20 protein-coding genes are annotated in these 25724 nt (G+C 41.7%); 14 read left to right on the forward strand and 6 right to left on the reverse strand.

Annotated elements, in window-relative coordinates:
• Nucleotides 1-43 precede the first annotated feature (43 nt).
• From ABID99_RS09675 to ABID99_RS09710, 8 genes are all read left to right on the forward strand, one after another.
• Nucleotides 44-718 (forward strand): response regulator transcription factor, encoded by a 675-nt coding sequence (locus tag ABID99_RS09675; RefSeq protein ID WP_091164237.1) that lies wholly within the window; start codon nt 44-46, stop codon nt 716-718.
• Nucleotides 718-1968 (forward strand): HAMP domain-containing sensor histidine kinase, encoded by a 1251-nt coding sequence (locus ABID99_RS09680; RefSeq protein WP_354483433.1) that lies wholly within the window; start codon nt 718-720, stop codon nt 1966-1968. The genes ABID99_RS09675 and ABID99_RS09680 overlap by 1 nt, the downstream gene beginning before the upstream one ends.
• A gap of 109 nt (nt 1969-2077) precedes the next feature.
• Complete coding sequence (locus tag ABID99_RS09685; RefSeq protein WP_090526056.1) at nt 2078-2836, forward strand: hypothetical protein; 759 nt, start codon at nt 2078-2080, stop codon at nt 2834-2836.
• Between the two features lie 129 nt (nt 2837-2965).
• The gene (gene mgtA / locus ABID99_RS09690; RefSeq protein ID WP_373613569.1) at nt 2966-5500 is read left to right on the forward strand and encodes a magnesium-translocating P-type ATPase; all 2535 of its coding nucleotides are present in this window, start codon (nt 2966-2968) and stop codon (nt 5498-5500) included.
• Nucleotides 5501-5799: 299 nt separating this feature from the next.
• On the forward strand, nt 5800-6618 hold the full coding sequence (locus tag ABID99_RS09695) for a hypothetical protein (protein WP_373613570.1): 819 nt from the start codon (nt 5800-5802) through the stop codon (nt 6616-6618).
• Nucleotides 6619-6727: 109 nt separating this feature from the next.
• Nucleotides 6728-8074: a hypothetical protein gene (locus tag ABID99_RS09700; protein ID WP_373613571.1), complete on the forward strand. Its 1347-nt coding sequence runs from the start codon at nt 6728-6730 to the stop codon at nt 8072-8074.
• A 6-nt stretch (nt 8075-8080) separates the two neighbouring features.
• Nucleotides 8081-8812 carry a TIGR00730 family Rossman fold protein gene (locus ABID99_RS09705; RefSeq protein WP_373613572.1) on the forward strand — a complete coding sequence of 244 codons (732 nt, stop codon included), beginning with the start codon at nt 8081-8083 and terminating at the stop codon, nt 8810-8812.
• Nucleotides 8813-8873: 61 nt separating this feature from the next.
• Nucleotides 8874-8999, forward strand: a complete 126-nt coding sequence (locus tag ABID99_RS09710) for a PAS domain-containing protein (protein WP_373613573.1) — start codon at nt 8874-8876, stop codon at nt 8997-8999.
• Between the two features lie 94 nt (nt 9000-9093).
• On the opposite strand, the gene ABID99_RS09715 is transcribed toward ABID99_RS09710, so the two are convergent.
• The gene (locus ABID99_RS09715; protein ID WP_373613574.1) at nt 9094-9954 is read right to left on the reverse strand and encodes a universal stress protein; all 861 of its coding nucleotides are present in this window, start codon (nt 9952-9954) and stop codon (nt 9094-9096) included.
• A gap of 223 nt (nt 9955-10177) precedes the next feature.
• Between ABID99_RS09715 and ABID99_RS09720 the strand changes: the two genes are divergently transcribed.
• The 3 genes from ABID99_RS09720 (at nt 10178) to ABID99_RS09730 (ending at nt 13894) form a co-directional block, all read left to right on the forward strand.
• Nucleotides 10178-10609 (forward strand): Hsp20/alpha crystallin family protein, encoded by a 432-nt coding sequence (locus ABID99_RS09720; protein WP_373613575.1) that lies wholly within the window; start codon nt 10178-10180, stop codon nt 10607-10609.
• 78 nt (nt 10610-10687) lie between these two features.
• Nucleotides 10688-11272 carry an HdeD family acid-resistance protein gene (locus ABID99_RS09725; protein WP_373613576.1) on the forward strand — a complete coding sequence of 195 codons (585 nt, stop codon included), beginning with the start codon at nt 10688-10690 and terminating at the stop codon, nt 11270-11272.
• A gap of 234 nt (nt 11273-11506) precedes the next feature.
• Complete coding sequence (locus tag ABID99_RS09730; RefSeq protein ID WP_373613577.1) at nt 11507-13894, forward strand: phosphoketolase; 2388 nt, start codon at nt 11507-11509, stop codon at nt 13892-13894.
• A gap of 243 nt (nt 13895-14137) precedes the next feature.
• On the opposite strand, the gene ABID99_RS09735 is transcribed toward ABID99_RS09730, so the two are convergent.
• The 4 genes from ABID99_RS09735 to ABID99_RS09750 all read right to left on the reverse strand — a co-directional run bounded on the left by ABID99_RS09735 (nt 14138) and on the right by ABID99_RS09750 (nt 20529).
• Nucleotides 14138-14521, reverse strand: a complete 384-nt coding sequence (locus tag ABID99_RS09735) for a hypothetical protein (RefSeq protein WP_373613578.1) — start codon at nt 14519-14521, stop codon at nt 14138-14140.
• A 34-nt stretch (nt 14522-14555) separates the two neighbouring features.
• Nucleotides 14556-15689: an efflux RND transporter periplasmic adaptor subunit gene (locus tag ABID99_RS09740; protein ID WP_373613579.1), complete on the reverse strand. Its 1134-nt coding sequence runs from the start codon at nt 15687-15689 to the stop codon at nt 14556-14558.
• Between the two features lie 10 nt (nt 15690-15699).
• The gene (locus ABID99_RS09745; RefSeq protein ID WP_373613580.1) at nt 15700-20052 is read right to left on the reverse strand and encodes a CusA/CzcA family heavy metal efflux RND transporter; all 4353 of its coding nucleotides are present in this window, start codon (nt 20050-20052) and stop codon (nt 15700-15702) included.
• A gap of 93 nt (nt 20053-20145) precedes the next feature.
• Nucleotides 20146-20529 (reverse strand): hypothetical protein, encoded by a 384-nt coding sequence (locus tag ABID99_RS09750; protein ID WP_129570069.1) that lies wholly within the window; start codon nt 20527-20529, stop codon nt 20146-20148.
• 556 nt (nt 20530-21085) lie between these two features.
• Between ABID99_RS09750 and glgP the strand changes: the two genes are divergently transcribed.
• Nucleotides 21086-22696 (forward strand): alpha-glucan family phosphorylase, encoded by a 1611-nt coding sequence (gene glgP / locus ABID99_RS09755; protein ID WP_373613581.1) that lies wholly within the window; start codon nt 21086-21088, stop codon nt 22694-22696.
• A gap of 232 nt (nt 22697-22928) precedes the next feature.
• On the opposite strand, the gene ABID99_RS09760 is transcribed toward glgP, so the two are convergent.
• On the reverse strand, nt 22929-23288 hold the full coding sequence (locus ABID99_RS09760; protein ID WP_373613582.1) for a DUF1304 domain-containing protein: 360 nt from the start codon (nt 23286-23288) through the stop codon (nt 22929-22931).
• 456 nt (nt 23289-23744) lie between these two features.
• On the opposite strand from ABID99_RS09760, the gene ABID99_RS09765 reads away from it, so the two are divergent.
• Nucleotides 23745-24323, forward strand: a complete 579-nt coding sequence (locus ABID99_RS09765) for an RNA polymerase sigma factor (RefSeq protein ID WP_373613583.1) — start codon at nt 23745-23747, stop codon at nt 24321-24323.
• A 177-nt stretch (nt 24324-24500) separates the two neighbouring features.
• The gene (locus ABID99_RS09770) at nt 24501-25667 is read left to right on the forward strand and encodes a FecR family protein (protein WP_373613584.1); all 1167 of its coding nucleotides are present in this window, start codon (nt 24501-24503) and stop codon (nt 25665-25667) included.
• The last annotated feature ends 57 nt before the right edge of the window (nt 25668-25724 follow it).

The raw sequence follows: 25724 nt of genomic DNA on the forward strand, positions 1-25724 counted from the left end.
CAGCTTCTCTTCAGTTTCAATTTTTAAATTTGATTAAAAAGCTTTGAAAATATTGGTAATAGAAGACGAGCAAGGTTTACGCGAAAACATCACGAGTTATTTGAATGTAGATGGTAACATTTGTGAAAGTTGTAATGCATTGACTCCCGCACTGCAAAAACTATCTGATTATGATTATGACTGTGTTTTGCTTGACATTGGCTTACCCGATGGCGAAGGGTTTGGCGTACTTGAATACTTAAGCACACAACAAAAAAGCGAAGCTGTTCTGATCATTTCTGCCCGCAACTCGCTCGATGATAAATTGAAGGGGCTCAACATAGGCGCAGACGATTACCTGACCAAGCCTTTCCATTTAGCCGAGCTTAAAGCCAGGCTGATGGCTGTTTATCGCAGGAAAGCGCTAAATACCAGCAGCAAGCTGGTTTTTAATGAAATTTCAATTGATATACAGGGGCGCACTGTCGAGGTTAATAAAAATACGATAATATTAACCAGAAAAGAATATGAAATGTTACTGTACTTTATTGCCAATAAAGGCAAAGTAATTTCAAAAAATGCAATTGCAGAACATCTTTGGGGCGACGAGATGGACATGTATGATAGTTTCGATTTTATTTATACCCATATTAAAAACCTCCGGCGGAAAATTCTGGATGCGGGAGGAAGAGATTATTTGACATCTATATACGGACTCGGCTATAAATTCACTGATTGATGAGGCTGTCAGAGCATTATACCAGGACGAGTTTTTATATTACCCTGGCTGTGTTAGTGATAGGAGCAGTGATTTACTACTTCGCTATAAATTACATTGGCACACAGCAACTTGATCGGGCGCTTCAACAACAGTTAACAGAGGCTGAAGAGTATATCAGGAGCAACAATGGCAATCCGCAGCAATATGACCTTGACCGCGATCACGCTGTATTTGTTAAAACTTACAGGCAACTGTTACAGAAGCGTTTTTTTGACACTATTTATTTAAACCCGGCAGAGCAGCGACGGGAAGCAGGCAGAGCCGTAGAAGACCTCGTAAAGTTAAAGAATAGCAACTATAAGGTTACAATTACTGTTTCGAGGGTTGGGCAAAAAAACCTTATCGAACTCATTTCTATTATCACACTTGCATTACTTGCCGGTTTATTGACGGTACTCTTTATAACCAATAAATATCTGCTAAATGGCCTTTGGAAGCCTTTTCAGCTCACCCTTAAAGAGATCAAACAGTTCAATATCGCCGACGTTGATCAATTTACAGGTAAGCCAAGTAAGGTGGACGAGTTTATAGAACTTAATGAAGCCATACGGGAAATGTCTTTAAGGGTAACTCAGGATTATCTTAGCCTGAAACAATTTACAGAGAATGCATCACATGAAATGATGACACCCCTGGCTGTTGTAACCACCAAATTGGATACACTAATACAGGACGAAACATTGACTGCAGCGCAATTGACGCAGATCGCAGATATTTACAGCTCAGTAAACAAGTCCAGTCGACTTAATCACTCATTATTACTGCTGGCTAAACTGGAAAATAAGCTGATCGTTGAAGAGGAATCGATTGAACTCGATGTAATACTTGAAAGGAAAATGCTGCAATTTCAGGAACTTATGCAAAATAAGAACCTTACTGTCCGGTATAAGCTGCACCCGAAGCAGATATCGGCCAGTAAATACCTGATTGATATTTTACTAAATAATTTGTTTGGTAATGCAATCCGCCATAATGTGCCGGGTGGTGAAATTTTTATTGGTCTTGACCCAGACAAACTTTCGATAAAAAATACCGGTGTTGCAAACGCGTTAAACGGCCAACAAATTTTTGAACGTTTTCACAAAAGCAAAGATTCACAAGGTGCCGGACTGGGATTAACACTGGTTAAAAATATTTGCCAGCACTACGGGTATGGCATCCAATACCAATATGACGCGGGAAAGCATACGTTTGTCATAACCTTTTAATTTCGTTTGTCACGTTTCTTATACATAAGCTTTAACTCCAATTTTACTTCAGATTGTCCCGATAGTTTTAGCGCTATACTATTTGTATACAAGTTAAAACCGACTATTGATGAAATATTTATGTTTACTGATCTTAGTGTTTTACGCCCTGGAACTTAAGGCGCAAGATAATTATGAGATTCAGGTTTACGGTTCTGAAACCGTTGAAAAGGGTAAAACAATGTTTGAATTGCATAGCAATTATACATTAAATGGCAGTAAAACTGTAACCAGCGGAGAACTTCCTACCAACCATGTTGTACATGAAACGATAGAGATCACCCATGGTTGGACAACCTGGTTTGAAACAGGTTTTTATATCTTTAACTCTATTGGGGATGCGGGCCGGACGGCTTACGTCGGCTCTCACATCAGGCCCAGGGTTGCCGCTCCTTCAAGCTGGAACTGGCCCGTGGGGGTAAGTATATCTACAGAGTTTGGCTTCCAGAAAAGTGCGTTCTCGGCAAATACCTCCACGCTGGAAATCAGGCCAATCGTAGATAAAAAATGGAACAAGTTATATATATCCTTAAATCCTACCCTCGAGAAGAGTTTCAAGGGGCCCGATCAAAACCGTGGATTTACCTTTTCACCAAATGTTAAAGGGAGTTACGATGTAACAAAAGCTGTCGCCCTGGGCCTCGAATATTATGGTAGTACCGGCCCATTTTTTCACTACGACCCAATTAAACAACAAGATCACCAGTTGTTTGTAGCCACGGACCTCAACGTAGACCCTAAATGGGAGTTTAACGGAGGAATTGGCTATGGATTTACATCGAATTCGGACCGTGCCATTGTTAAAATAATTATTGGCAGAAGATTTTAGGTTTATTAAAATGTTCTGATAATTAATAGTGACCTGAATCATTTTTCGGACTGATCAGAAGCATTCAGTTTTTAATTCGCAATAGCTCAATTTGTTTAGAATTTTCTAAACCTCTTTTAGCCCAAACTGATGGAAAGCAAAACTAATGATCAACTGAGTAATTTTTGGCAACTTTCTATTAATGATGCATTTAAACTCCTTGAAACTCAGGCAACAGGTATTGGCACTGCCGAAGCTACTAAAAGGCTTAAGCAATATGGTGCCAATACGTTAAAAAAAGCTAATAGATTTAATAACCTGATCATATTATTTTCTCAGTTTAAAAGCCCGGTAACATTGTTGCTTATAGCTGCTGCTTTGCTTTCCGCAGCCCTGGGAGATACCGCCGACACATTAATCATTATGATCATTGTCCTGATCAGCAGCCTTCTTGGTTTCTGGCAGGAAAGAGGTGCAGCAAGTGCGGTAAGTGAACTGTTAAAGATGGTTCAGCTACACTGCACCGTGCTACGGGATAACAGGAAAACAGAGCTTGAGGTAACTGCTGTTGTACCCGGAGATGTGATTTGCCTTTCAGCGGGAGATATTATCCCTGCCGATGGCCTTGTTTTAGAATCTGAGGCCTTGTTTGTTGATGAAGCGGCATTTACCGGCGAATCTTACCCGGTAGAAAAAAATCCAGGAGTTGAAAGTGTTGACGCCCCCTTAGCCAGGCGCAACAATTGCCTGTTTATGGGTTCGAGCGTGGTAAGCGGTATTGGAAAGGCACTCATCGTGACAACAGGCCAGCAAACCGAATTTGGGAAAATATCAGATAAGCTGTCATTAAGAATTCCTGAAACTGATTTCGAAAAAGGGATAAGAAAATTTGGATATATGTTAATGGAGATCACGCTTTTGTTAGTGTTGGTGATCTTTGCCGTTAATGTGTTGCTGCATAAGCCGGCGCTTGATTCGTTTTTGTTTTCACTCGCGTTGGCCGTAGGGCTTACACCTCAATTGTTGCCCGCCATCATTAGCGTTAATCTTTCGGTTGGTGCCCGCAGGATGGCCAGCCAAAAGGTGATTGTAAAACGGCTGAGCGCTATTGAAAACTTTGGCAGCATGAATATCTTGTGTTCTGATAAGACAGGGACAATTACAGAAGGTAAAGTAACTTTAAAAGAGACACTTGATTTTAAAGGCGCACCCAGCGATAGAGTTTTTAAATATGCCTGGCTTAATGCCAGCTGCCAGCAAGGATTTGTCAACCCGATCGATAAAGCCATCTGTTCTGCCCATTATGAGGGAAATGAAGCGAAGGATTTTTCGGCGATTACAGAAGTGCCATATGATTTTGTGCGTAAACGGCTTACAGTACAGGTGAAAATCCCGGCAGCCAATATAGCCATCACGAAAGGTGCTTTGCGTCAGGTTCTTGATATTTGTAATCGGGTTGAAACATCGGCAGGTATTCTTGCGGATATAGGCGACCATAAAGAAGCGATTTTAGTTCAGTATCAGCTTTTAAGTGATTCGGGATTGCGCACGCTTGGAGTGTCATATAAGGAAGTTGCTCCTGATCAAATTTTCACCAGGGAAAATGAGCATGATATGGTTTTCCTTGGGTTTATAACATTATTTGACCCTCCGCGTGCCGGCATGTCTGAAACCATTAAAAAACTGCAACATCTCGGCGTCAGACTTAAGATTATTACAGGGGATAACGCACCGGTAGCCAGAAACCTGGCTAAACAGCTTGGGCTTTCATCCGCACAGGTCCTTACAGGTCAGGAAATACGTAATATGAGTAGTGCAGCATTGCGTCATAAGGCGCCCCTGACTCATATTTTTGCGGAGGTTGAGCCCAGCCAGAAAGAACGTATCATAAGTGTTTTGAAAAAAGCAGGGAACGTTGTTGGTTTTATGGGAGATGGTATTAATGACGCGCCGGCACTGCACACGGCCGATGTGGGTATATCAGTAAATTCGGCGGTTGACGTTGCAAAAGAGGCGGCTGATATCGTTTTGTTAGATCAGGACCTAAATGTATTATGTGACGGGATTATAGAAGGCCGTAAAACATTTACAAATACCATGAAGTATATTTTTATGGCTACCAGTGCAAATTTTGGTAATATGTTTAGTATGGCCGGTGCATCGTTATTTTTGCCCTTTTTGCCTTTGTTGCCAAAGCAGATATTGCTTACCAACCTGTTGACCGATTTTCCTGAAATGACCATATCTTCAGACAAGGTTGATGATATTAATCTTAAAACGCCGCAACGGTGGAACCTCGGTTTTATTAAACGATTTATGATCGTTTTCGGTTTATTGAGTTCCGTTTTTGATTATTTAACATTTGCCGTGCTCATTTTTATTTTGCATGCTAATCAAAGAGTTTTTCAAACAGGGTGGTTCACCGAGTCGGTGGTTTCTGCAGTTTTAATTGTTTTAGTTGTACGTACCCGACTGTCATTCTTTAAAAGCCTTCCCGGCAGATATCTATCGATAACTACCATCGCAATATTGCTATTGGTGTTAATGATTCCATATTCGCCATTGGCGTCAATATTTGGTTTCGTACCACTATCCTGGAAATACTATATGTTGATGCTTGCAACTGTTACTGCATATATTCTATCGGCTGAACTTGCCAAGAGATGGTTTTATAAAAAAAATTAAATAACCTCTTTGTCCGACGTACATAGTAATAGCTGTCTGCAAATCGCTATCATAGCTTAAGATGATATTATACCCGTATACAGTTATGTGCATGTTAAATTCTATTTCGCATTTAATATCAGCAACGGAATATGAATGTTTTTTGCCATTTCAAGGGCTACCATGAAAAAGTCGTTTTATAAGGCCTGCAAAATGTATGAGGAAAATCACGTAAATCGTTGATTTACATCAAGTGGATAAAATGAGCCTATGCCTAATTTTGCTATCGTACTTCAATTATTAACCTGAAAACACAGCCTATGAAAACGATCCTGATAATTGACGATGGTTCTGCGTCTGCTACAAATGCCACGCATCTTGCCTTCAACATAGCAAAGCACATTGGAGCTAATTTAGTTTTGGCCCGGATATATCCGGTAAAACAACCATCGTTTTCTAAAGCATTGCAATTGGCGGGGCATGTTGCCGCAGATGGTTACAGACTCGGTCCGTTACGGGGCCAACCGGCCAATTTGTCCTTAAAAGAAGGTGAACATATGCCGCTAATTGAAGAACTTGAAGTGTCAAGTGATACGGAAGCGCAATTGATTGCTTACATCAATAAAAATTGCGTTTGGATGGTTATAAAAGGGTTGCCGGAATCGGCACCATTTAATCGGGACGTTAAGGTGCAGGCGGTTTTAAACCGGATATCTTGCCCGGTGATGCTTGTTCCTGTGAAATTTGATGGTGGTTTTGAGCGCTTGGTTTACACAGCTGATTTACGATATTGCCGGTTAAATGTTTTGAAACATCTTGCTTCTTTGGCCCAGGCCTTTCAGGCAGATCTGTTACTCGCCCATATTTCGGCAAAGGGTTTGCCCCATTTGGAACAAAATTACGCGCTAACACTCTTTAGCGACGAGATAAGTAAAAAAATCGGCTATGAGAGGCTGTTTTTTAGTAATACAAAAGAACGTGATATGTCACGGGCTGTTGATGTTATGATACATAATATGCATGCCGATCTGCTGGCGGTTGTACATCACCGATTTCATTGTGAGCAGTTGAGAACCGAGGGGAGCGATATTTCCGTTCCTGTGCAAGTAGGCATCCCGGTGCTTGTCTTTCCATATTGAGTTTACAAAGTTGAAACTGTTTTGAGTGTTCAGGATCAATTGGATAAATGACCGTCGTCACTAATTTAACCTACCAGGCATTGCAATTTTACGTCATAAAAACGATATTATGAAAATAGTTGAAATAAGCTTTGCCGCCAGTAAACAAACCCTTATTTGGCTGTTTGTTTTGTGCATTTTTTTTATGCCGGTAGAAGCCATATCAAAAAGCTATGCACCAGGAAAAAACATTATTCGCAATACAACTGATACTTCGATCACAGCACAGATCGCCGGGCAATTAAATGATAAGGCATTGAATAATGGCTTGTATTTTCCTGTTTCAGCTAAGCGGTTTTACGAAAAACGGGCTTTTGCTCCGGTATGGACAGTGGAACAAAAAGATCAAAATAAAACATGGGCTGCCATGCTCCTGATTGATTGTGTGTTGCAATTTGGTTTAAGGCACGAAGATTATCATCCTAAAGAGCTGCAGTATACCACCTTGCACACCATACTCGAACAACCCGGTAAAGTAAGCAACAAGCAAAAGGCCCGGTTTGAGATATTCCTCACCGACGCTATGCTCGCTTTTATGAATAACCTGCATTTCGGCAAACTGAACCCATATTATCCGCCAGCGAAAATTGATAGGGCAACGATTAACGGCTTTAACAGCGAAGAAATATTAACTAATGCGCTCAAATTACCTGCTTTTATGGATGCAGTAGTAAAAGTGCAACCTTTAAACAAAGAGTACGCAATATTTCAACATCAGTTACATTTGATTAAAGGGCTTTATGAGGGAGACTGCTATGAAACGCCGGAAGCCGATGTGAGAAAAATTGCTGTGAATATGGAGCGGTTACGGTGGGCCGAAATAAACGATAGTACTTATATCCAGATTAATATTCCAACTTATACATTAAAATTAGTCCTGCCGGATACTACGTTTAATTTCAAAATAGTGGTAGGGGCTGCTGCTACACCAACACCCTTAATGGTAAGTACGCTTACAGATTTTGCTACCGGAACAGGCGCTGTAAATCCCAAAACTAATCAGAGAGACAAACTGATTCCGTATAATCTGTTTCCTAAACAAAAAACAGGCAATCAAAAAAATGGTAATTATATCTATTTCATGCCCGGCAATAAGGTAGGTATAGAGTTGTTGGGTTTATCTGATAAGAATTTATTCAGGAAGCAAAAAAGAGCGACGAGTAACGGGGCGATAAGAATTGAGCGGGGAGAAGAACTTGCAAAATTGTTATTAGCAACAGCCGGAAATAAAACAGACATAAAATCCATGCACCGAGCCCTGATGGATCGCGAAATTAAAGTTTTTCAACTTAAAAAGCCTGTCCCAATCAGGATCACTTATATCACCACTGCTATTGTGGATGGCCAGATTGTAAAATATGAAGATATATATAACCTTGACAGCAAGGTCGAAAATCAGCTTTACGGCCAATTATAATTAGTGATGTCTAAAGAGAGCAATAAATCTGAGATCGCATTCCTGGAAGGGCCCCATTCGCGATTTAAAGAGTTATGTTTTACGGTCGAAACAATGTGGGAATTTATAAAAGGATTCCGTGCATTACATTTTATTGGCCCCTGTATTACGGTATTTGGTTCGGCCAGATTTAAGGAAGACCATCCTTATTATGAACTGACCCGGAAAGCTGCTGCCGAATTTGCGAAGCTCGGTTTTACAATTATGACAGGGGGAGGGCCTGGACTTATGGAAGCGGCTAATAGGGGAGCTAAGGATGTTGGCGGCCGGTCTGTTGCCTGTAATATCCAGCTTCCTGTAGAGCAAAAGCCTAACCAATACCTCGATAAATGGGTTTACATGAAACATTTTTTTGTAAGGAAGGTGTTATTGGTCAAATACTCTTTTGCCTTTATTGTTATGCCCGGGGGATACGGTACAATGGACGAATATTTTGAAGCGCTAACCCTGATCCAAACACACAAGATAAAAGACTTCCCGGTGATTATTTTCGGTAAAGAATACTATAGCAAACTTGTTGAACATATCGATCTCATGAAGGCTAATGGAACAATAGGGCCTGGTGATATGAAGTTGTATTTGATAACTGATGATATAGAAGAAGCCGTTAGTTTAATTTCCGAAAAGTGCATCAAAACGTTTGGGCTAAAGCCGGCAAAGCCGATCACTCCTATAAAGTGGCTTTTGGAACGAATTTAATAGTTTATTATCGATATTGCTATCAATATGAATGATCTGAATTTCCCCCGTTATACAGCATGTGATAGATGGTATTGTTATCATTAATAAAACCGGAGAGGTCATTTATACCAATCCAGCAGCTGATGAATTGTTTAGATACAAGCCTCAGAGATGGCGTCTTTTTCGAAACGAAATTTCTGGTTGAATAAACCGCTTCATGTAACTGATATTAATGGTCCATTCAAAGTATGGGTTGTACCCATTTTTGAATGGACCGCTTTTAATAAATTGAACCGGGTTTAAATAATAGTCGGGAAAATGAACAGCGGCAATTTTAGGTCGCTAAGAGCTTCTTTGGTAGTGCTATGTTCAAAATAGCGCCTGAAAAAAGAATGCTGGTGATGAACTACCGCGAGGAGATCAGGTTTTTCTTCAGCGCAATGACGGTGTAGCCGGTCCGCAACTTCGCGGCCTCCGAGGTCCTTAAACGAAATACGGTCGTACCCGAATTTGGCAATATGTTTTTGGAAAGCTTCTTCCTTTTCAATTTGCTGTTTCTTATCTTTTACCGGCTGGTTTACATGTACTACTTCAATACTGAACTTAAAGATCTTTCCCAGGCCAATTAAGAAATGGAGTGGCGCAATATCCGCTTCATCGAAGGTCGTCGCGAACACTACCTTTTTAATATCGGTAATACTGGTACTGGCTGGTACAACCAACACCGGGCGTTGTGTATGTTGAATTATTTTATTGGTTTCGCTGCCGAAAAACAAATGTTCGATAGAGGTACCTGATGGGGCCCCCATCGTTATAAACATAATTTGGTTTTCATCAAGTATTTGTTTGAGGTTATCTTTCAGGTTACCGTCACCGCTTAGGCCTTTAAGTGTTGGCTTTCGTTCGGTTTTATCAATCCCATCTGCAATGTATTGCAGTGTATTTAATTGATGATCAAGTTTTTTCTTTATTTCGGTAGTGGCTAAAAAAAACTCTTCTTCTACGTAGGGACCTCCTGAAAAAGTGGACGCTACCGGTATGGTTTCATAGTTATGATACAAAAGTACGTTGGCATGCAATTTACCTGCCAGTAGTACAGCAGAATTTGCAGCGTTTGATGAATTATCGGAAAAATCGGTGAGTGCGAGGATAGTTTTCATGATAATGGATTGAATTTTTAAGTAACTGATTTGATTACACAAATATTCACATCTCAGTCCTCATTATAAATGACCATGGTCATGACTGAACTTGACTTTAAACATGAATGGTTAAATACAGCTTGCATTTAATGCCCACAATCATAACTCATTGTGAGCACGGTCATGTGAGTTTGAATAATCCATTCCGAATTTTGAACCATAAACTTAAATATACAACGCTATGTCAACATTAGTAAAATCAAACAACATCCCCTCATTGCGTTCAATGATGGAGGATTTCTGGAACAACGACAATTTCTTTAATCATCCTTTCTTCAATCGGGAGCTATTGCCGGCGGTAAACATCCGTGATAAGAAAGAGAATTATGAACTTGAAGTTGCCGCCCCGGGTTTCAAGAAAGATGATTTCAATATCGGTATTGAAAATGGTTTGCTGACTATCAGCGCCGAAACCAGCGAGGAACATAATGAGGAAAAAGAGAATTACACCCGCAAAGAATTTTCAAGCAGTTCCTTTACCCGAAGCTTCAATTTACCCGAAGATGTGGATAATGACCACATTAAAGCAAATTACAAGAACGGGTTGCTGACTATTGATATTCGTAAAACAACCCCTGCTGTTGCAGAGAAAAAGAAAATTAACATTGACTGATCAACCGCGTTGCGCCTGTACTTTGATTGTGCAGGTGCAACTTCTTCTTTGATCAAACGCCGCAAAAAATATCAAACTATGGAAGCTGTAGTTTATAACAGGGTAATTGTCCCGTCCAGATATTGGATATTGATGCTGTTATCTGGTATCCTGCTTTGTGTCCTTGGGTTTTGGGTGATTCTATCGCCGCTGCAGTCGTATCTGTCACTTAGTATTACGTTTGCCGCAGGAATGATGATGACCGGCCTTTTTGAAACTGTTTTTGCAATGATAAGTATCCGGCATATTGAACGCTGGGGATGGCTGCTGGCAAGTGGACTGATTGATTTAGCTATAGGTAGTTATTTGTTTACCTACCCAACAATAACTATGATGCTGCTTCCGATTATTGTTGGATTTTGGCTGCTTGTAAGAGGCATAATGGGTATAGGAAGCGCGCTTGATATGCGTGCTTATGGTATCACGAGTTGGGGCTGGATCATGTTTAATAGTTTGGTTATCATTTTCTTTTCAGCTGGCATTCTTGCTTATCCTGCTTTTGGTATCGCTAACCTGATCGTATGGACAGGAACGGCGTTTTTGGGAGCAGGTATTTTCAGAGTGGTTATTTCTTTTAAGGTTAGGCATATCATCAGTCTTTCTTCGGGTAAATCCCAAAGTTAACTAAATGCTGTTACTCATCGGAATTAGTGATGGCGGTCATGTTTTGAGGATCCCAGCCATTCGATATTTGTTGATAATGTTAAATCAGTGAATAATGAATTCTGATCAAAATAAGAATATATCTGCAAATGATTCAGGGGTTAACGTCTATATAATACCAACTGATGAGGAACTGATGATGGCGCAGATCGTGAATGAAATAATCCACATTTGAAACTATTTAAAGCAATTAAAATGACAATGATAACTGATATCACATCAATCGATAACGCGCCGTTAACCGGTGAGTGTTTGGAAAAATTAGATGCTTATTGGCGCGCAGCTAATTATTTGTCTGTTGGCCAGCTTTATCTTTGCGATAATCCGCTTTTGGAAGAGCCTTTAAAAATAGAACATCTCAAGAAAATGCAGTTAGGCCACTGGGGTACCACCCCGGGGCAGAATTTTATTTATACTCACCTTAACCGGATCATTAACAGATATGATTTAAATATGCTTTATATTTCAGGACCCGGGCACGGCGGACCTGCCGTAGCAGCAGGTACATACCTGGAAGGAACCTACAGCGAAGTTTATCCGGAAGTTAGCCAGGACCGTGCGGGGATGAGAAATTTGTTTAAACGGTTCTCATTTCCAGGTGGTGTATCCAGTCATGCCTCACCCCAAACGCCGGGATCAATGCATGAAGGAGGTGAACTTGGATATTCGTTAAGCCATGCATTTGGCGCTGTGCTGGATAATCCCGACCTCATTGCTGCTTGTGTTGTAGGCGATGGAGAAGCCGAAACCGGTCCGCTGGCAACTGCCTGGCATTCTAATAAGTTCCTGAACCCGATTACCGATGGCGCTGTATTACCAATTTTGCATTTGAACGGCTATAAGATTTCAAATCCAACGGTTTTGGCCCGCATTCCCCACATCGAGCTCGAACAGCTATTTCATGGTTATGGGTACTTTCCTTTATTTGTCGAAGGTTCGAACCCTGCAATTATGCACCAGGCTATGGCTGCGGCCTTAGAGCAAGCAGTACACTTTCTAAAGCAAATAAAATACAATGCCATAGAGCATCCAGGGCAGGAGCGACCAAAATGGCCAATGATCATATTAAATTCACCAAAAGGGTGGACCGGGCCAAAGGTTGTTGATGGAAAGCAGATAGAGGGCACATTTCGCTCTCATCAAATACCGCTTACCGTTTCTGAGTCAAGCCCGGAGAGTCATTTGCAAATGCTCGAAAGCTGGATGAAGAGTTACCGGCCCGGAGAGTTATTCGATACTAACGGTTGCTTAAAGAAGGAAATTGCGGAAATAGCACCAAAAGGCAATCGAAGGATGGGAGCAAATGCGCACACAAATGGGGGGCTTTTGCTTAGAGAGTTGGTGCTTCCTGATTTTCAGAAATATGCAGTTAATGTTGATCATCCGGGTATCACAGGCGAAGGTGATGTGCACGTCACCGGTCGTTTCTTACGGGATGTAATATCTCTTAATCCTCAAAATTTCAGAGTTTTCGGTCCCGATGAGACTGTCTCAAATAAGTTAGAGGCAATTTTTGAAACTACCAGCCGTCAGTGGAACGCTGATATTAATGTAAATGATGAATACCTTGCCCCAAAGGGGAGAGTAATGGAGATGCTCAGCGAACATCAGTGCGAAGGTTGGCTCGAAGGGTATTTGCTAACCGGCAGGCACGGGCTATTCAATTGTTATGAGGCATTTATACATATCGTCGATTCGATGTTTAATCAACACGCCAAATGGTTGAAAATGACGCGGGAGATACCATGGCGGAGAAAGATAGCATCCCTGAATATCCTGCTTACTTCAACCGTTTGGCGCCAGGACCATAACGGTTTTACCCATCAGGACCCGGGATTCATTGATCACGTCATTAATAAAAAATCAGAAATTGTGAGGGTTTACTTGCCGCCGGATTCTAACTGCCTTTTGTCGGTTATGGCTCATTGCCTGGGCAGTAAACATTATGTAAATGTTATGGTAGCAGGGAAGCATCCTTCTCCTCAATGGTTAAGTATGGATGAGGCTGTGGTTCATTGTTCAAGAGGCATTGGGGTATGGGACTGGGCAAGTAATGACCAGGACTGTGAGCCGGATATTGTGATGGCCTGCTGCGGTGATGTGCCTACATTAGAAACGCTGGCTGCTGTATCCATATTACGTGAACATTTTCCTGATTTAAAGATAAGGGTTGTAAACGTTGTCGACTTGCTAAAGCTGGAAAGGCAATCCAGCCATCCACATGGCTTGAACGACCATGATTTTGATGCACTTTTTACTGTCGATAAACCCGTGATCTTCGCTTTTCATGGCTATCCATGGCTTATTCACAGGCTTACTTATAATAGGACCAATAATAACAATATTCATGTAAGAGGTTACAAAGAAGAAGGCACAATAACGACATCGTTTGACATGACCGTGCTTAACGAAATGGATAGGTTTCATCTCGTCATGGATGTAATCGATCGATTGCCGCATCTGGGTAGCAAAGGCTTATATCTCAAACAAAACCTAATGGACAAATTGGTTGAGCACAAACAATACATCAACATCAATGGTGAGGATATGCCCGAAATCAGAAATTGGCGGTGGAAAGCTTGAAAGGTGAAATTTTCGAAGGCCAGAAGTTGCACGTATGCTTAATCTAATCACTATGATAACCAGGTAATTATTGCGGATCCTGATTCAAATAAATATGCAGATCGGGACATAATGTAATTCCCTGTACCCAAAAAGCCACACTGCAAAAAACGACCTGCAGTACTTAGCAATTTATCCTATTACGACAACGGGGCCGGGTGAAACAGAAAATGCCAAGAGGCATTTTCTGTTTCCGGACTTAATTTAACGAAGGGGGAGTAGTATCTGATAATTACTTTCGTCCCGGTAACGCTTTCTTACTGTGACATCAGTGTCTGCTGCTACCGTTTTATGGGCAGGCTTCAAAAAAACAGATGCAGTAAAGTGATATTGCCCGGGGGGTAATTGGCTAAAAGTTGCGCTTCCATTAATAGCGGAAAGCTGCATTCCTTGATATCTAATGTTGCCTGAGTTGTCTTTTTCAGGTATCCCGGCATAGTAATAAACAGGAATATCCGGCACAGGTTGTTGGTTGTATTGTACCATAATATTAACATTCCCATTATATACAATAGCTTTTTCGCATGATGATAATATAGTAATGGCAACTACTGAGATGACTAATTTCATCGTGATATTAGTTTTCATATTTGACAGGCCTTAGTTTAAACGCTATTTAATTTTATTCCGCCTTATTCTTCATCATCATTAATAATGAATACGCACCTTTGGTTACAAAAACAGCGTTCGCGGTCATAGTCTTTGTAGGCAACAGTATTTCTGTAAAGCCGTTTTCACTTTCGCCTGTATTAACCTCGGTCATCTCAAACTGTCGGTTCCCGATAACTTTATAGATATATTGTTTACCTTCAAACTGAACAATGGCTTCATTAGCTATGGCATATGCCTTAGTATTTTTTACTTGTACTTCTGCATTCATATAAGTACCCGGAACAAGTGTTTTATCGTAAGTTTCAAAATGGCAATGCACATCTGCGTTCCTGTCGGCAGAAAGATCACGGCCAATCAGTAATATCTCGGCTTCGTGTTTTTTTGCCGGTTGGTTGTTGGTATAGGCCACCAGTTTTTGACCGATATATAATTTATCCAGATCTTTCTCATATACTTTCAGCGCCAGGTGGATATCTGTTGGGTTGACCAACTCGAACAGCACCTCCGTCGGGGACACGTATTTGCCGATATTGACATTTACTTTAGATACAAAGCCGGTGATAGGAGAGTATATATTTACGCTCCTTGATATTTTTGAAGCGCTGATAGTTCGTACGTTGATACGAATGAGTTGTAATTTCTCAGCTAATGAGCTAATTAACACTTGCTGGCTGCGGTATTCGGCCTCGGCCTGCTGAAAAACCTTGTCACTGCTCGCTTTGCTTTGGTTAAGGTCTTTTTGGCGGTTATATTCATTTTCAAGATACCCTATCCGGGCCTTTGCTGTAAGATAATCCTGTTGTAACTGGATATATTGCTGGTCCTCTATCATCGCTATGGCTTCACCTTTATTCACATGCATGCCCGGCAACAGCTTGGTTGATTTTAAATACCCACCAAGAGGGACACTAATGGAAACCATATTTTGCGGCGGAACATCGATTTTTCCATTGAGTTTTAACACAGATGATATTTCCCTTTGCTCAAGCTTGCCTGTAAGTATCGATGCATTTTTTAGCTGCGCATCCGTCAGGGTTACGATGTTAGTATTCTCTGCTTTATCTGTATTATCTGTTGCCGGTTTTTTTTCGCCGCAGGCAGATAGCAGGATAATAATGACTGATAGATATATAATGGATTTCATGATCATATTTTTAGTTGTTTGAAAAATAGTTGAGTTGAATGATGGCCTCGTTAAGGTTGCGAACAGCATCCAGGTAATCATTTTTAATGGTAGTGGCCTGGTTAATCAGCTGTGTCCATTCCAGGTAGTTGATGTTTCCGGCGGCAATTTGCTGGTTGGCGGTAACGGTTATTAAAGCGGCATTTTTTAACGGCTTGCTTTCAAAATACTGAACCGTTTGCAGGTACTTGTGGTATTGAAAAACGGCAGATTGATAAGCTGTTGTCATGCTTTGAAGTTCCATAGCATAACTACTTTCGGCTATCTGTTTGTTTACTCTCGCGCTGTTGATCCGCGCCTTTTGCGCCCCGGCAAAAATAGGTATGCCGATACCCAATTGCACTGAGTTAAACCGGTTTGAGCCATTATAAAGCTTATTATCGGCACCAATACCCTTGATGCTGGTATTGTTATATCCTATGGCCAGATCAGGCAAAAGTTTGCTCTTTTCCATGCGGATAGCAGCGTCTGCAATTTGCTGCTGCTGAGCTATTAGTTTTATTACCGGGTGGTTTTTCAAGGTCAAGGTGTCTGAGGCCAATATAACGGCTAATTTATAGTCGGATTTATCTGGTGTTAAGGGCTCTGTAGAATTAAGCAACAACTGGAATTGCAGTTGTATGATGGCCACATCTTCCTTTAACTGGCTTAGCTGCATCTGCACCTGTCCCAATAATGTTTCAGCACTTGTTTTCTCCAGTATATTGGCTTCGCCTTTGGCCAGCCGCAACTCGGCTTTTTTATAAAAGCTCAAATACAGGCTATCGGCATGCTGTAGTAACATTCGCTTGTTTTCCAGATATACCAGGGTGTTAAAAACCTGGCTAACCTGCTTTTTTAACAGCACCTCATTTACCGCGATATTCAGTATGCTGTTTTTCCAGTCTTCTTGCAAAAGTTCTTTCTGCCTGCTATAGACAGTCGGAAAGTTGAAAGACTGGGAAATACCGAATTTCGTATCGTTGTAGCTGCTGTTGATTTGCCCAACCTCTCCAAACAGCGTAGCCTGCGAAATATTGGCTGATGTGCCGATCAGTATCTGCTGATACTTCGACTTTAACTGTTCATGTTTAACTTGTAAGTTGTTTTTTAAAGCAGTATCTATAGCGGCTTTAAGGGTGATGGGCGTTTGCGCCCCCGAGGTTTGGCTTATTACAGTCAGCAAAATGATGGAAAGCACAGTGGCCGTTTTCTTCGATAGCACTGTTTTAAAGCCTTTTTCAAACATGATATATAAAACGGGCAATACAAACAAGGTGAGGAAAGTGGCGATCAGCAAGCCACCTATTACTACCGTAGCTAAGGGCCTTTGTACTTCGGCACCGGCACCGTTACTGATGGCCATGGGAAAGAAACCCAGGGAAGCCACAAATGCGGTCATGAGTACCGGTCTTAACCTTACCTTGGTGCCTGATAACACAATATGTTTCAAATTGGTCATACCTTCTTTTTTTAACTGGTTAAATTCCGATATCAATACAATGCCGTTTAGCACGGCCACGCCAAACAGAGCGATAAAACCCACCCCGGCGCTGATGCTGAAAGGCATGCCGCGCAAAGCAAGGAACAGGATGCCCCCGATAGCTGACAACGGAATGGCGGAGTAAATCAATAATCCCTGCTTAATGGAGTTGAAAGCAAAATAGAGTAGTAAGAAAATAAGCAGCAACGAAACCGGCACGGCTATCATCAGGCGCTGTTTGGCAGCATTCAGGTTTTCAAAAGCACCACCATAGGTTACATAATAGCCGGCCGGGAGTTTAACTTGTTTATCTACCTTGGCCTGCAGCTCATTTACGATTGTTTGTACGTCCCGGCCGCGCACATTGAAGCCAACTACGATACGGCGTTTGGCATCCTCGCGCTGTATCTGGTTGGGGCCGTCTTTTATTTGTACATCGGCCAATTGATATAAAGGGATCTGTGTACCCCTCGGTGTCGGGATGAGCAAGTTTTGAATATCCTTCAAGTCTTTTTTTTGCTCGCTGCTTATCCTAACCACTATTTCAAAGCGCTTTTCACCTTCAAACAGGGTTCCGGTGCTTTGCCCGGCAAGTGCTGTGTTAACCACCTTGTTAATATCGGCGATATTGAGGTTGTATTGCGCTATGGCATTGCGGTTATAATTAATGATGATCTGCGGCATGCCGGCAACTGCTTCCACAAACAGGTTTTTAGCGCCGTCAACCGTATTGATGATCTTACCCAGTTTATTCGCATAAGCAGCGAGGGTATCCAGGTCTTCGCCGAATATTTTACAAACCACGTCCTGGCGCGCACCGGTCATCAGTTCGTTAAAACGCATCTGAACCGGGTACTGAAAGCCTGCGGTAACACCCGGAACCGCTTGTAAGGCCTTACCCATTTTTTCAGACAATTCATTAAAGGTTTTAGCCGATGTCCACTCGTTCTTGGGTTTTAGGATCACCATCATATCGCTTGCATCCATCGGCATAGGATCGGTCGGAACTTCGCCGCTGCCTATTTTGGTCACCACCTTTTCAACTTCGGGGAATTGGCTTTTTAAGATGTGGGCGGCCTTTTGGGTATTGGTAATAGTAGTATTCAGGCTACTGCCGGTTAGCACCCGCGTATCAACCGCAAAATCACCTTCTTCCAGTGCAGGTATAAACTCACCGCCCAGTGTGGTTAAAATATAGGCTGAAAATATAAACAGACCGATAATAGTTAATAATGCAGCTTTGGGAACTGCAATTACCCCGCTTAATGTTTTTTGATATATTCTTTCAACCTTCGCCATTAACCTATCCGAAAAATTGGGCTTGTGCTTGATCTTCTTACTCAGGAAGACGGCGCTCATCATAGGGATGTAAGTGAGTGATAAAATAAAAGCGCCCAACAGCGCAAACGCCACGGTTTGCGCCATAGGCTTAAACATTTTACCCTCGATTCCCTGCAAAGTGAAGATCGGCAGGTATACTACTAATATAATGATCTGGCCAAAAACGGCGCTGTTCATCATTTTGCTGGCAGAACTGTTCACTTCCTGATCCATTTCTTTCTGCCCAATCTTGTCAGTTAATGTAAAATGTTTGCTATGGCTAAGGGTATGCATTACGGCTTCTACAATAATTACGGCGCCATCTACAATTAAACCGAAATCAAGCGCACCAAGGCTCATTAGGTTACCGCTTACACCAAAAAGGTTCATCATAATAATGGCAAACAGCATTGACAACGGGATCACAGAGGCAACGAGCAAACCTGCCCTAAAATTGCCAAGGAATAATACCAGTACAAATACCACAATGAGCGCCCCCTCCAGCAGATTGCGCTCCACAGTACCGATGGCGTTGTTCACCATTTTGGTACGGTCCAGGAAAGGTTCAATCTCCACGCCTTCTGGCATAGTTTTCTGGATTTGTGCTATACGTTCCTTTACGTTTTTAATCACCTCGCTGCTGTTGGCACCTTTCAGCATCATGACAACCGCTCCCGCAACTTCGCCTTCGTCGTTATAGCACATCGCACCATAACGGGTAGCATAGCCTATTTTAACGTCAGCCACGTCTTTAATAAAAAGCGGCGAGCCATCGGCAGTATTTTTAATTACCGTATTATTGATATCTTCCATATTGCCGATCAGCCCCTGGCTACGGATATATACCACCGTCGGGCCTTTTTCAATATAAGCGCCGCCGGTGTTCTGGTTGTTACTTTCCAGGGCCTTAAAAACATCGGTTATGGTAATATTATGGGAAAGCAGTTTATTAGGATCAACTTCAATAGAATACTGTTTAAGCTTCCCGCCAAAGCTGCTCACTTCGGCTACACCTTTGACGCCGAGTAACTGGCGGCGAACTATCCAGTCCTGTATCGTACGGAGCTCGGTTTCGTTATACCTACCGGCATAGCCCTTTTTGGGGCGCACTACGTATTGGTAAATTTCGCCCAGCCCGGTGCTTACCGGGCCCAACTCGGGTGTGCCGATACCGGCGGGTATCTGGCTTTGCACTTTTTGCAAACGCTCGGCAACCTGCTGTCTCGCCCAGTAAACATCTGTAGCGTCGTCAAAAACAATGGTAACCAGCGACAGGCCAAACCTGGAAAAACTTCGGATCTCTTTTAAGCCCGAGATATTGCTGTTCGCCTGCTCTATAGGGTAGGTAACCAAACGTTCGATATCTGTAGCTCCGAATGATGGGGCGATGGTAATAACCTGTACCTGGTTGTTGGTAATATCGGGTACGGCATCAATGGGCAGCCTGGTAAACTGATAGCTGCCATAGCCAATAAGGGCGATAATAAAAAGCCCTATGATCAGCTTATTCCGCACGGAAAAAGCGATAATATGATTTAACATAAAATAAGATCTTGAAAATTAGCAATTCAAAAAGCAGCGCATAGCAGGAATAGCCAGGCTAAGCGCTGTAAATAACATAGAAATGACTGCTAATTAGGATTTTGGCGGCTGCCAGATGCTGGATAAATAAGTTGAGTGGTTAAACGACTGATCGAAGGCATGTAACTTCGTTTTCGTTGAGAATACCAGGGGAGGGACGAGTGGCTGGAATAATTGAGGAACCAGCACGGGTGATATCGTCGCTGTGCAATTATCTGCTGTTTTGAAGGGCAGCTTCATATCCTCCCTGTAGTCTTTATCCCTCGGGCTGCCATGCATGTAATGCATATCCAGAAATTGCAGGAATGAAATGCTCTTGTTTTCCTTCCGGTGTTCGGCAAAGTGTTCAAAAACCACAGGCAATTTCAGCAACTGGTGGAGTTCAGTTGTTGAAAACAGGAAGGTTGTTAAAAGCAATATGGCCGTGAACTTTTTCAAAACTATACAAAAGTAACAATTAATAAACAATCGTTTTTGACGCAGATCATATGATTATTAAGTTTTAATCATTTATTAATATGCGCGATAGGCTCAAAATGAGGTCCCGAAGGTCTTCGCAGCCGCATTTCGTCCTTTTTTCATATTCAGACTGGAAAACACGGGAATGACGAAAGTACTTACGTGGAAAGGGCATCATTATGAAAGAATTGTTGTAAACTGAAATATTAAAAGCGGCTTTCAGTTTTAAAGGATGTAGGAGTGAGGTTACTTATTAAAGTCAATTGCGGGCCGGTTTCAAATTTAGCTCTTAATCCATCGTTTGAATTTTAGTGGCTTGTGCGTACTGTCATATAATATCCTGATCCGTGTCATTCCCGGTTAGCAGATAAACACCAACATTTGAAAAAACATTCATCACGACTTGTGAAAACAGAAATTAAAATAGTCTATAATACTAATATACCCGTCAGCTTTAAAATAGCTACGGGTCTTTTTTTTAAATCATATGAGCTTCTCCTTTCAGCATCCTTACCCAATAAACCCGGAATACAAAATGCCGGTCGCTTATCTTTGCATGGAATATGCCGTCCATCAGCCCCTTAAAACCTACTCAGGTGGCCTCGGCTATCTTGCAGGCTCTTTTATGAGGAGCGCCTATGAACTCAGGCAGAACGTTATAGGTATCGGAATCTTGTGGAAATATGGTTATTATAACCAGGGAAGAAAGGGTGATGAAACCATGGAGGTACTCTTCCAGGAAAAAATATATCACTTCCTCATTGATACCGGCATTAAATTTACTATTAAGGTATCCGGCCACGATGTTTGGGTTACCGCGTTTTACCTGAAGCCTGAAATTTTTAAAACGGCTCCTCTGTTTTTCCTGACAACAGATCTGCCGGAGAATGATTATTTGGCTAAAACCATTTCACATAAGCTTTATGACAGTAATCCTGAAACGGGGACTGCTGCTGCGATATTGTTGGGTGAAGGCGGGGCACGCTTATTAGAAGCAATCAATTTCCAACCGGATATTTATCATCTGAACGAATCGCATGCCTTACCCATCGCATTTTATTTATATAAAAAATATAAGTCCGTTGAGGAAGTAAAAAGAAGACTGGTTTTCACTAACCATACACCCGAGCCTGGCGGCAACCAACGGTCCGATTTGTTTCTGCTTAATAAAATGGGGTTTTGGGGGGATATTCCAATAGATGAGATAAAGGAAATAGCGGGTTGTCAGGGTGACGTTATGGATCATACCTTAACTGCGTTTAGGTTCTCTGGCAAAGCCAATGCTGTGTCGAAAATGCATTTAAACACGCTACAAGGAATATGGAATGGAAATAATGGCATTTGTGAACTTACTTCTATAACCAATGCCCAAAGCTATTCTTATTGGGCAGACAAGGAAATGTATGCGGCATTGGAAACTAATCAGATGCAAAAGCTGGTGGAAAAGAAAATGGCAGGTAAGCGTGCACTTTTTGACGAGGTAGCGGACCAATGCGGTGTTCTACTCGATCCTGAAGTGCTCACCATTGTTTTTGCGAAAAGGTTCGCCGGGTACAAAAGGCCGGAATTGCTATTGCATGATATGGACTTTTTTCACCAACTGCTAACTAACAATAAAATGCCGATCCAAATGATATGGGCAGGAAAGCCTTATCCAATGGATTATGATGCGATAGCCAGTTTTAATAAGATCGTAAACTTATGTAAGGATTACCCAAACTGCGCGATTTTAGTCGGTTATGAATTGCGTTTATCACGATTACTTAAACAAGGGGCAGACGTCTGGCTCAACACGCCGCGGCTGACCCACGAAGCTTCAGGTACGAGCGGGATGTCGGCTGCAATGAACGGATGTATTAATGTTTCGATTCCTGATGGCTGGTTTCCTGAATTTGTTGTGGATGGAGTGAACGGTTTTGTTATACCCAATACTGAAATTAGTGAACATAAATTTCAACAGGATGAAACCGATGCGCATAACTTGTATAATTTGCTGCAAAAAACAGTCATTCCCCTGTATTACGATCATCCGGATAAATGGATTGAAATAATTAGGCGCAGCATGCAGGATATATTCCCTCTCTTTGACAGTAACCGGATGGCAAATGAGTATTATAAACAGCTTTATACTATCAACGGTTACTAATATTTGTTAATATGGGCTTCTTCGCTGCTTCCCATAACCTTTTGAGCAGCAGGTTCACAAACCTCGGGGTTGATGCCACGCTTGGTCGTAATTTCGACACGTTGTTGGTTTTTATCCAGGCAGCAATCGAAACCGTGAATTGTTTGTTGTAACCGGCTATAGCATGACCAATCCCTTTATAGTTTTTTCCATTTCGACCCACATAAAAGATCGCGTGGGTTGATAAATGCGCCTACCTCATCAGGATCAATAAAATGACCAGTAATGCAGGTACGGCCTGTATATAGAAGATCTTTTTGGTTACCGTAAAAGCACCGTAAATGCCAGCTACAGCCACACAACTCAGGAAAAACAGGGCCACATAGTTATGCCATTGTGCGTCGCTGATAAAGAATGTCCAAATCAGACCCGCTGCTAAAAATCCGTTGTATAAACCCTGGTTAGCCGCTAAAACTTTGCTGTTTTCCAGTTCCTGCAATGATTTGTTGAAAGCTTTGGGACCGCGGGTTGTCCAGGCAAACATTTCCAACCATAATATATAGCAATGAATAAAGGCTACCAGGCCGATGAGTACTTTGATGATAAGATCCATAGATTTTGATGAATTAAGTATAAATGTAGTAAATGTTATAGGATATATTGTACTGAGATTCTGTTACGCATTAAGCCTTAAACTTATTCTGTAAGGGCACTCAAGTGCAAATGGATAGCGATGTAACCAATACGGTTCATTTTGCCGTTTTGCAACTGTGAAAAATGAGGAGAGCAAAAGCAGGGCCAGTAGGATGCTGGGTTGCCCTTTCCTGATTGTAATGGTTTGGCTCATGGAAAATTACAATAATAGGGAAGAGACCATCATACTAACGGAAATCGGAGTTTTCTTGCCATGCTAAGCTGATAATTCTCTGCCATCGCGTTTAAACCCGTTTATAAGATTTTATTTTGCCAGATAATTTCTATATTTGGATTTGACACATATACAATGAGCATTAAAACACCATGATGTTTGTGTAATTAACCTGATCAATATAGGAAATTAAAATAACGCATGGCCCCTCTTGACTTGTCAGCCGACGATGCCAAACTTCTGAAACTCATTAGTGAAGGTAGCAAACCTGCCTTCGATGTATTATATACCAAATATTGGAAACAGGTTTATAACGCAGCATACAAACGGGTTAACGATATTGAACGCGCTCAGGATATTGCTCAGGACGTATTTGTGCAGTTATGGGTGCGTGCGTCAAAGTCGCCGATTGAAAATCTGCCGGCTTATTTATTGGTTGCCGCTCGCAACGGCGTTTTTAAATATATGGAAAAGGAATCGCGCTATGCGGCCTTACCCGATACAGTCCATGAAATTGAAAGCCATCTTGGCCGCGCCGATGCTAATGTGCTTCATGATGAATTTTTGAAAGCTTTTAATGAGCTTATTGATACCTTGCCAACTCAACAGCGTATCATATTCAATTTGCGCTTTTATGAAGGCCTCTCAAGCCAGCAAATTGCCGACCAACTGGAAATCTCCCCCAAAACCGTTCGTAACCAAATGGGGAAGGCCCTTGCAACACTTCGTAAATCACTTTTCTTACTTCATGTATTGCTTTATTTTTATCAACAAGGTTGATAAAACGTTTTTTCTTTAATGAAGATGCCTTATTTTTATCAATTATGATGATTGGTTGATAATATTTTATCATTTTGATTTTAAACCTGTATTATTTTTAAATAAAACATTAAAAATATTTTCAATTAACATGGGCTATTTTCATTTTGCCGACTCATGTATATATAAAGGATGTAAATGGACGAGGCGAACAAGCAATATTTTATACAAATACTAACAAAATACAAACGTGGCGAGGCTACTCAGGAAGAAATTAAATTCCTGGAATCGTACTATAATCTGTTTGATTTGAACGATGACCTCATTACCGATGAAAATGAGGTCGACTACCTGTATCTGAAAGATGCCATTAAAGCAAAGGTTGATGAAAGGATAGCGCAATGCGAAAAAAAGCCAGTTACCATGCCTTTAAGATCGGGTTGGACCAGATATGCCGTGGCCGCCTCAATTCTGTTGTTTATTTCGGTTGGTGCTTACTTTTTTGTTCGTAACCGGTATAAGGCCGATAATTTGGCCGCAAACTCTTACAAAGGCATAGTACCTGGTACCAACAAGGCTACGCTCACTTTGGCCAACGGCACAACCATATCGCTTGATGATGCTGCCAACGGACAAATAGCTAAACAAGCCGGGGTTAAAATCACCAAAACGGCCGATGGGCAGATCGTTTACCAGGCCGAAGCGACCGGGCAGAATCAAGCCGTTCAAAATACGGTTACCACACCTAACGGCGGGCAGTACAAGATCATCCTGCCCGACGGCACTAATGTGTGGCTTAACGCAGCATCGTCAATAACTTATCCAACCGTGTTTAAGGGAGCGGAACGTGAGGTAATGCTCAATGGCGAAGGCTACTTTGAGGTAACAAAAAATAAAGCAATGCCATTCAGAGTTAAATCGGCATTGCAAACTATTGAGGTGCTCGGTACGCATTTTAATGTCAATGCTTACGGCGATGAAGCTTTGCTTAAAACCACCCTGTTGGAGGGTTCGGTAAAGGTAACATCGGCAACAAACTCAATACTTATTGTTCCCGGTGAGCAGGCTGTAATAAGCCGTGCAGGTAACGGTACCATCAGTAAACAACAAGTGAACCTCGACAAAGAAGTAGCCTGGAAAAACGGGGTATTCTCATTTGCAGATGAGGATATCCGCGAGGTTATGCGCCAGGTAAGCCGCTGGTATGATATTGATGTGGTTTATGAAGGCGATATGCCAACGGAGAAATTTTTTGGTGAAATTTCAAGGAGCAGTAAACTGACCGACGTTTTCAGGATCCTGGAGCTTAACAACATGAAATTTTCGGTGGAGGGCAAAACAGTGAAGGTGTCCTACGGTAAATGATATTTAACTTAAACTTTATACTAACAACTAACAAAACTAAATGCTAATCACTAAAAC

Origin of the sequence: Mucilaginibacter sp. OAE612, from assembly GCF_041806395.1 — a bacterium.
In the GTDB taxonomy this organism is placed as follows: domain Bacteria; phylum Bacteroidota; class Bacteroidia; order Sphingobacteriales; family Sphingobacteriaceae; genus Mucilaginibacter; species Mucilaginibacter rubeus.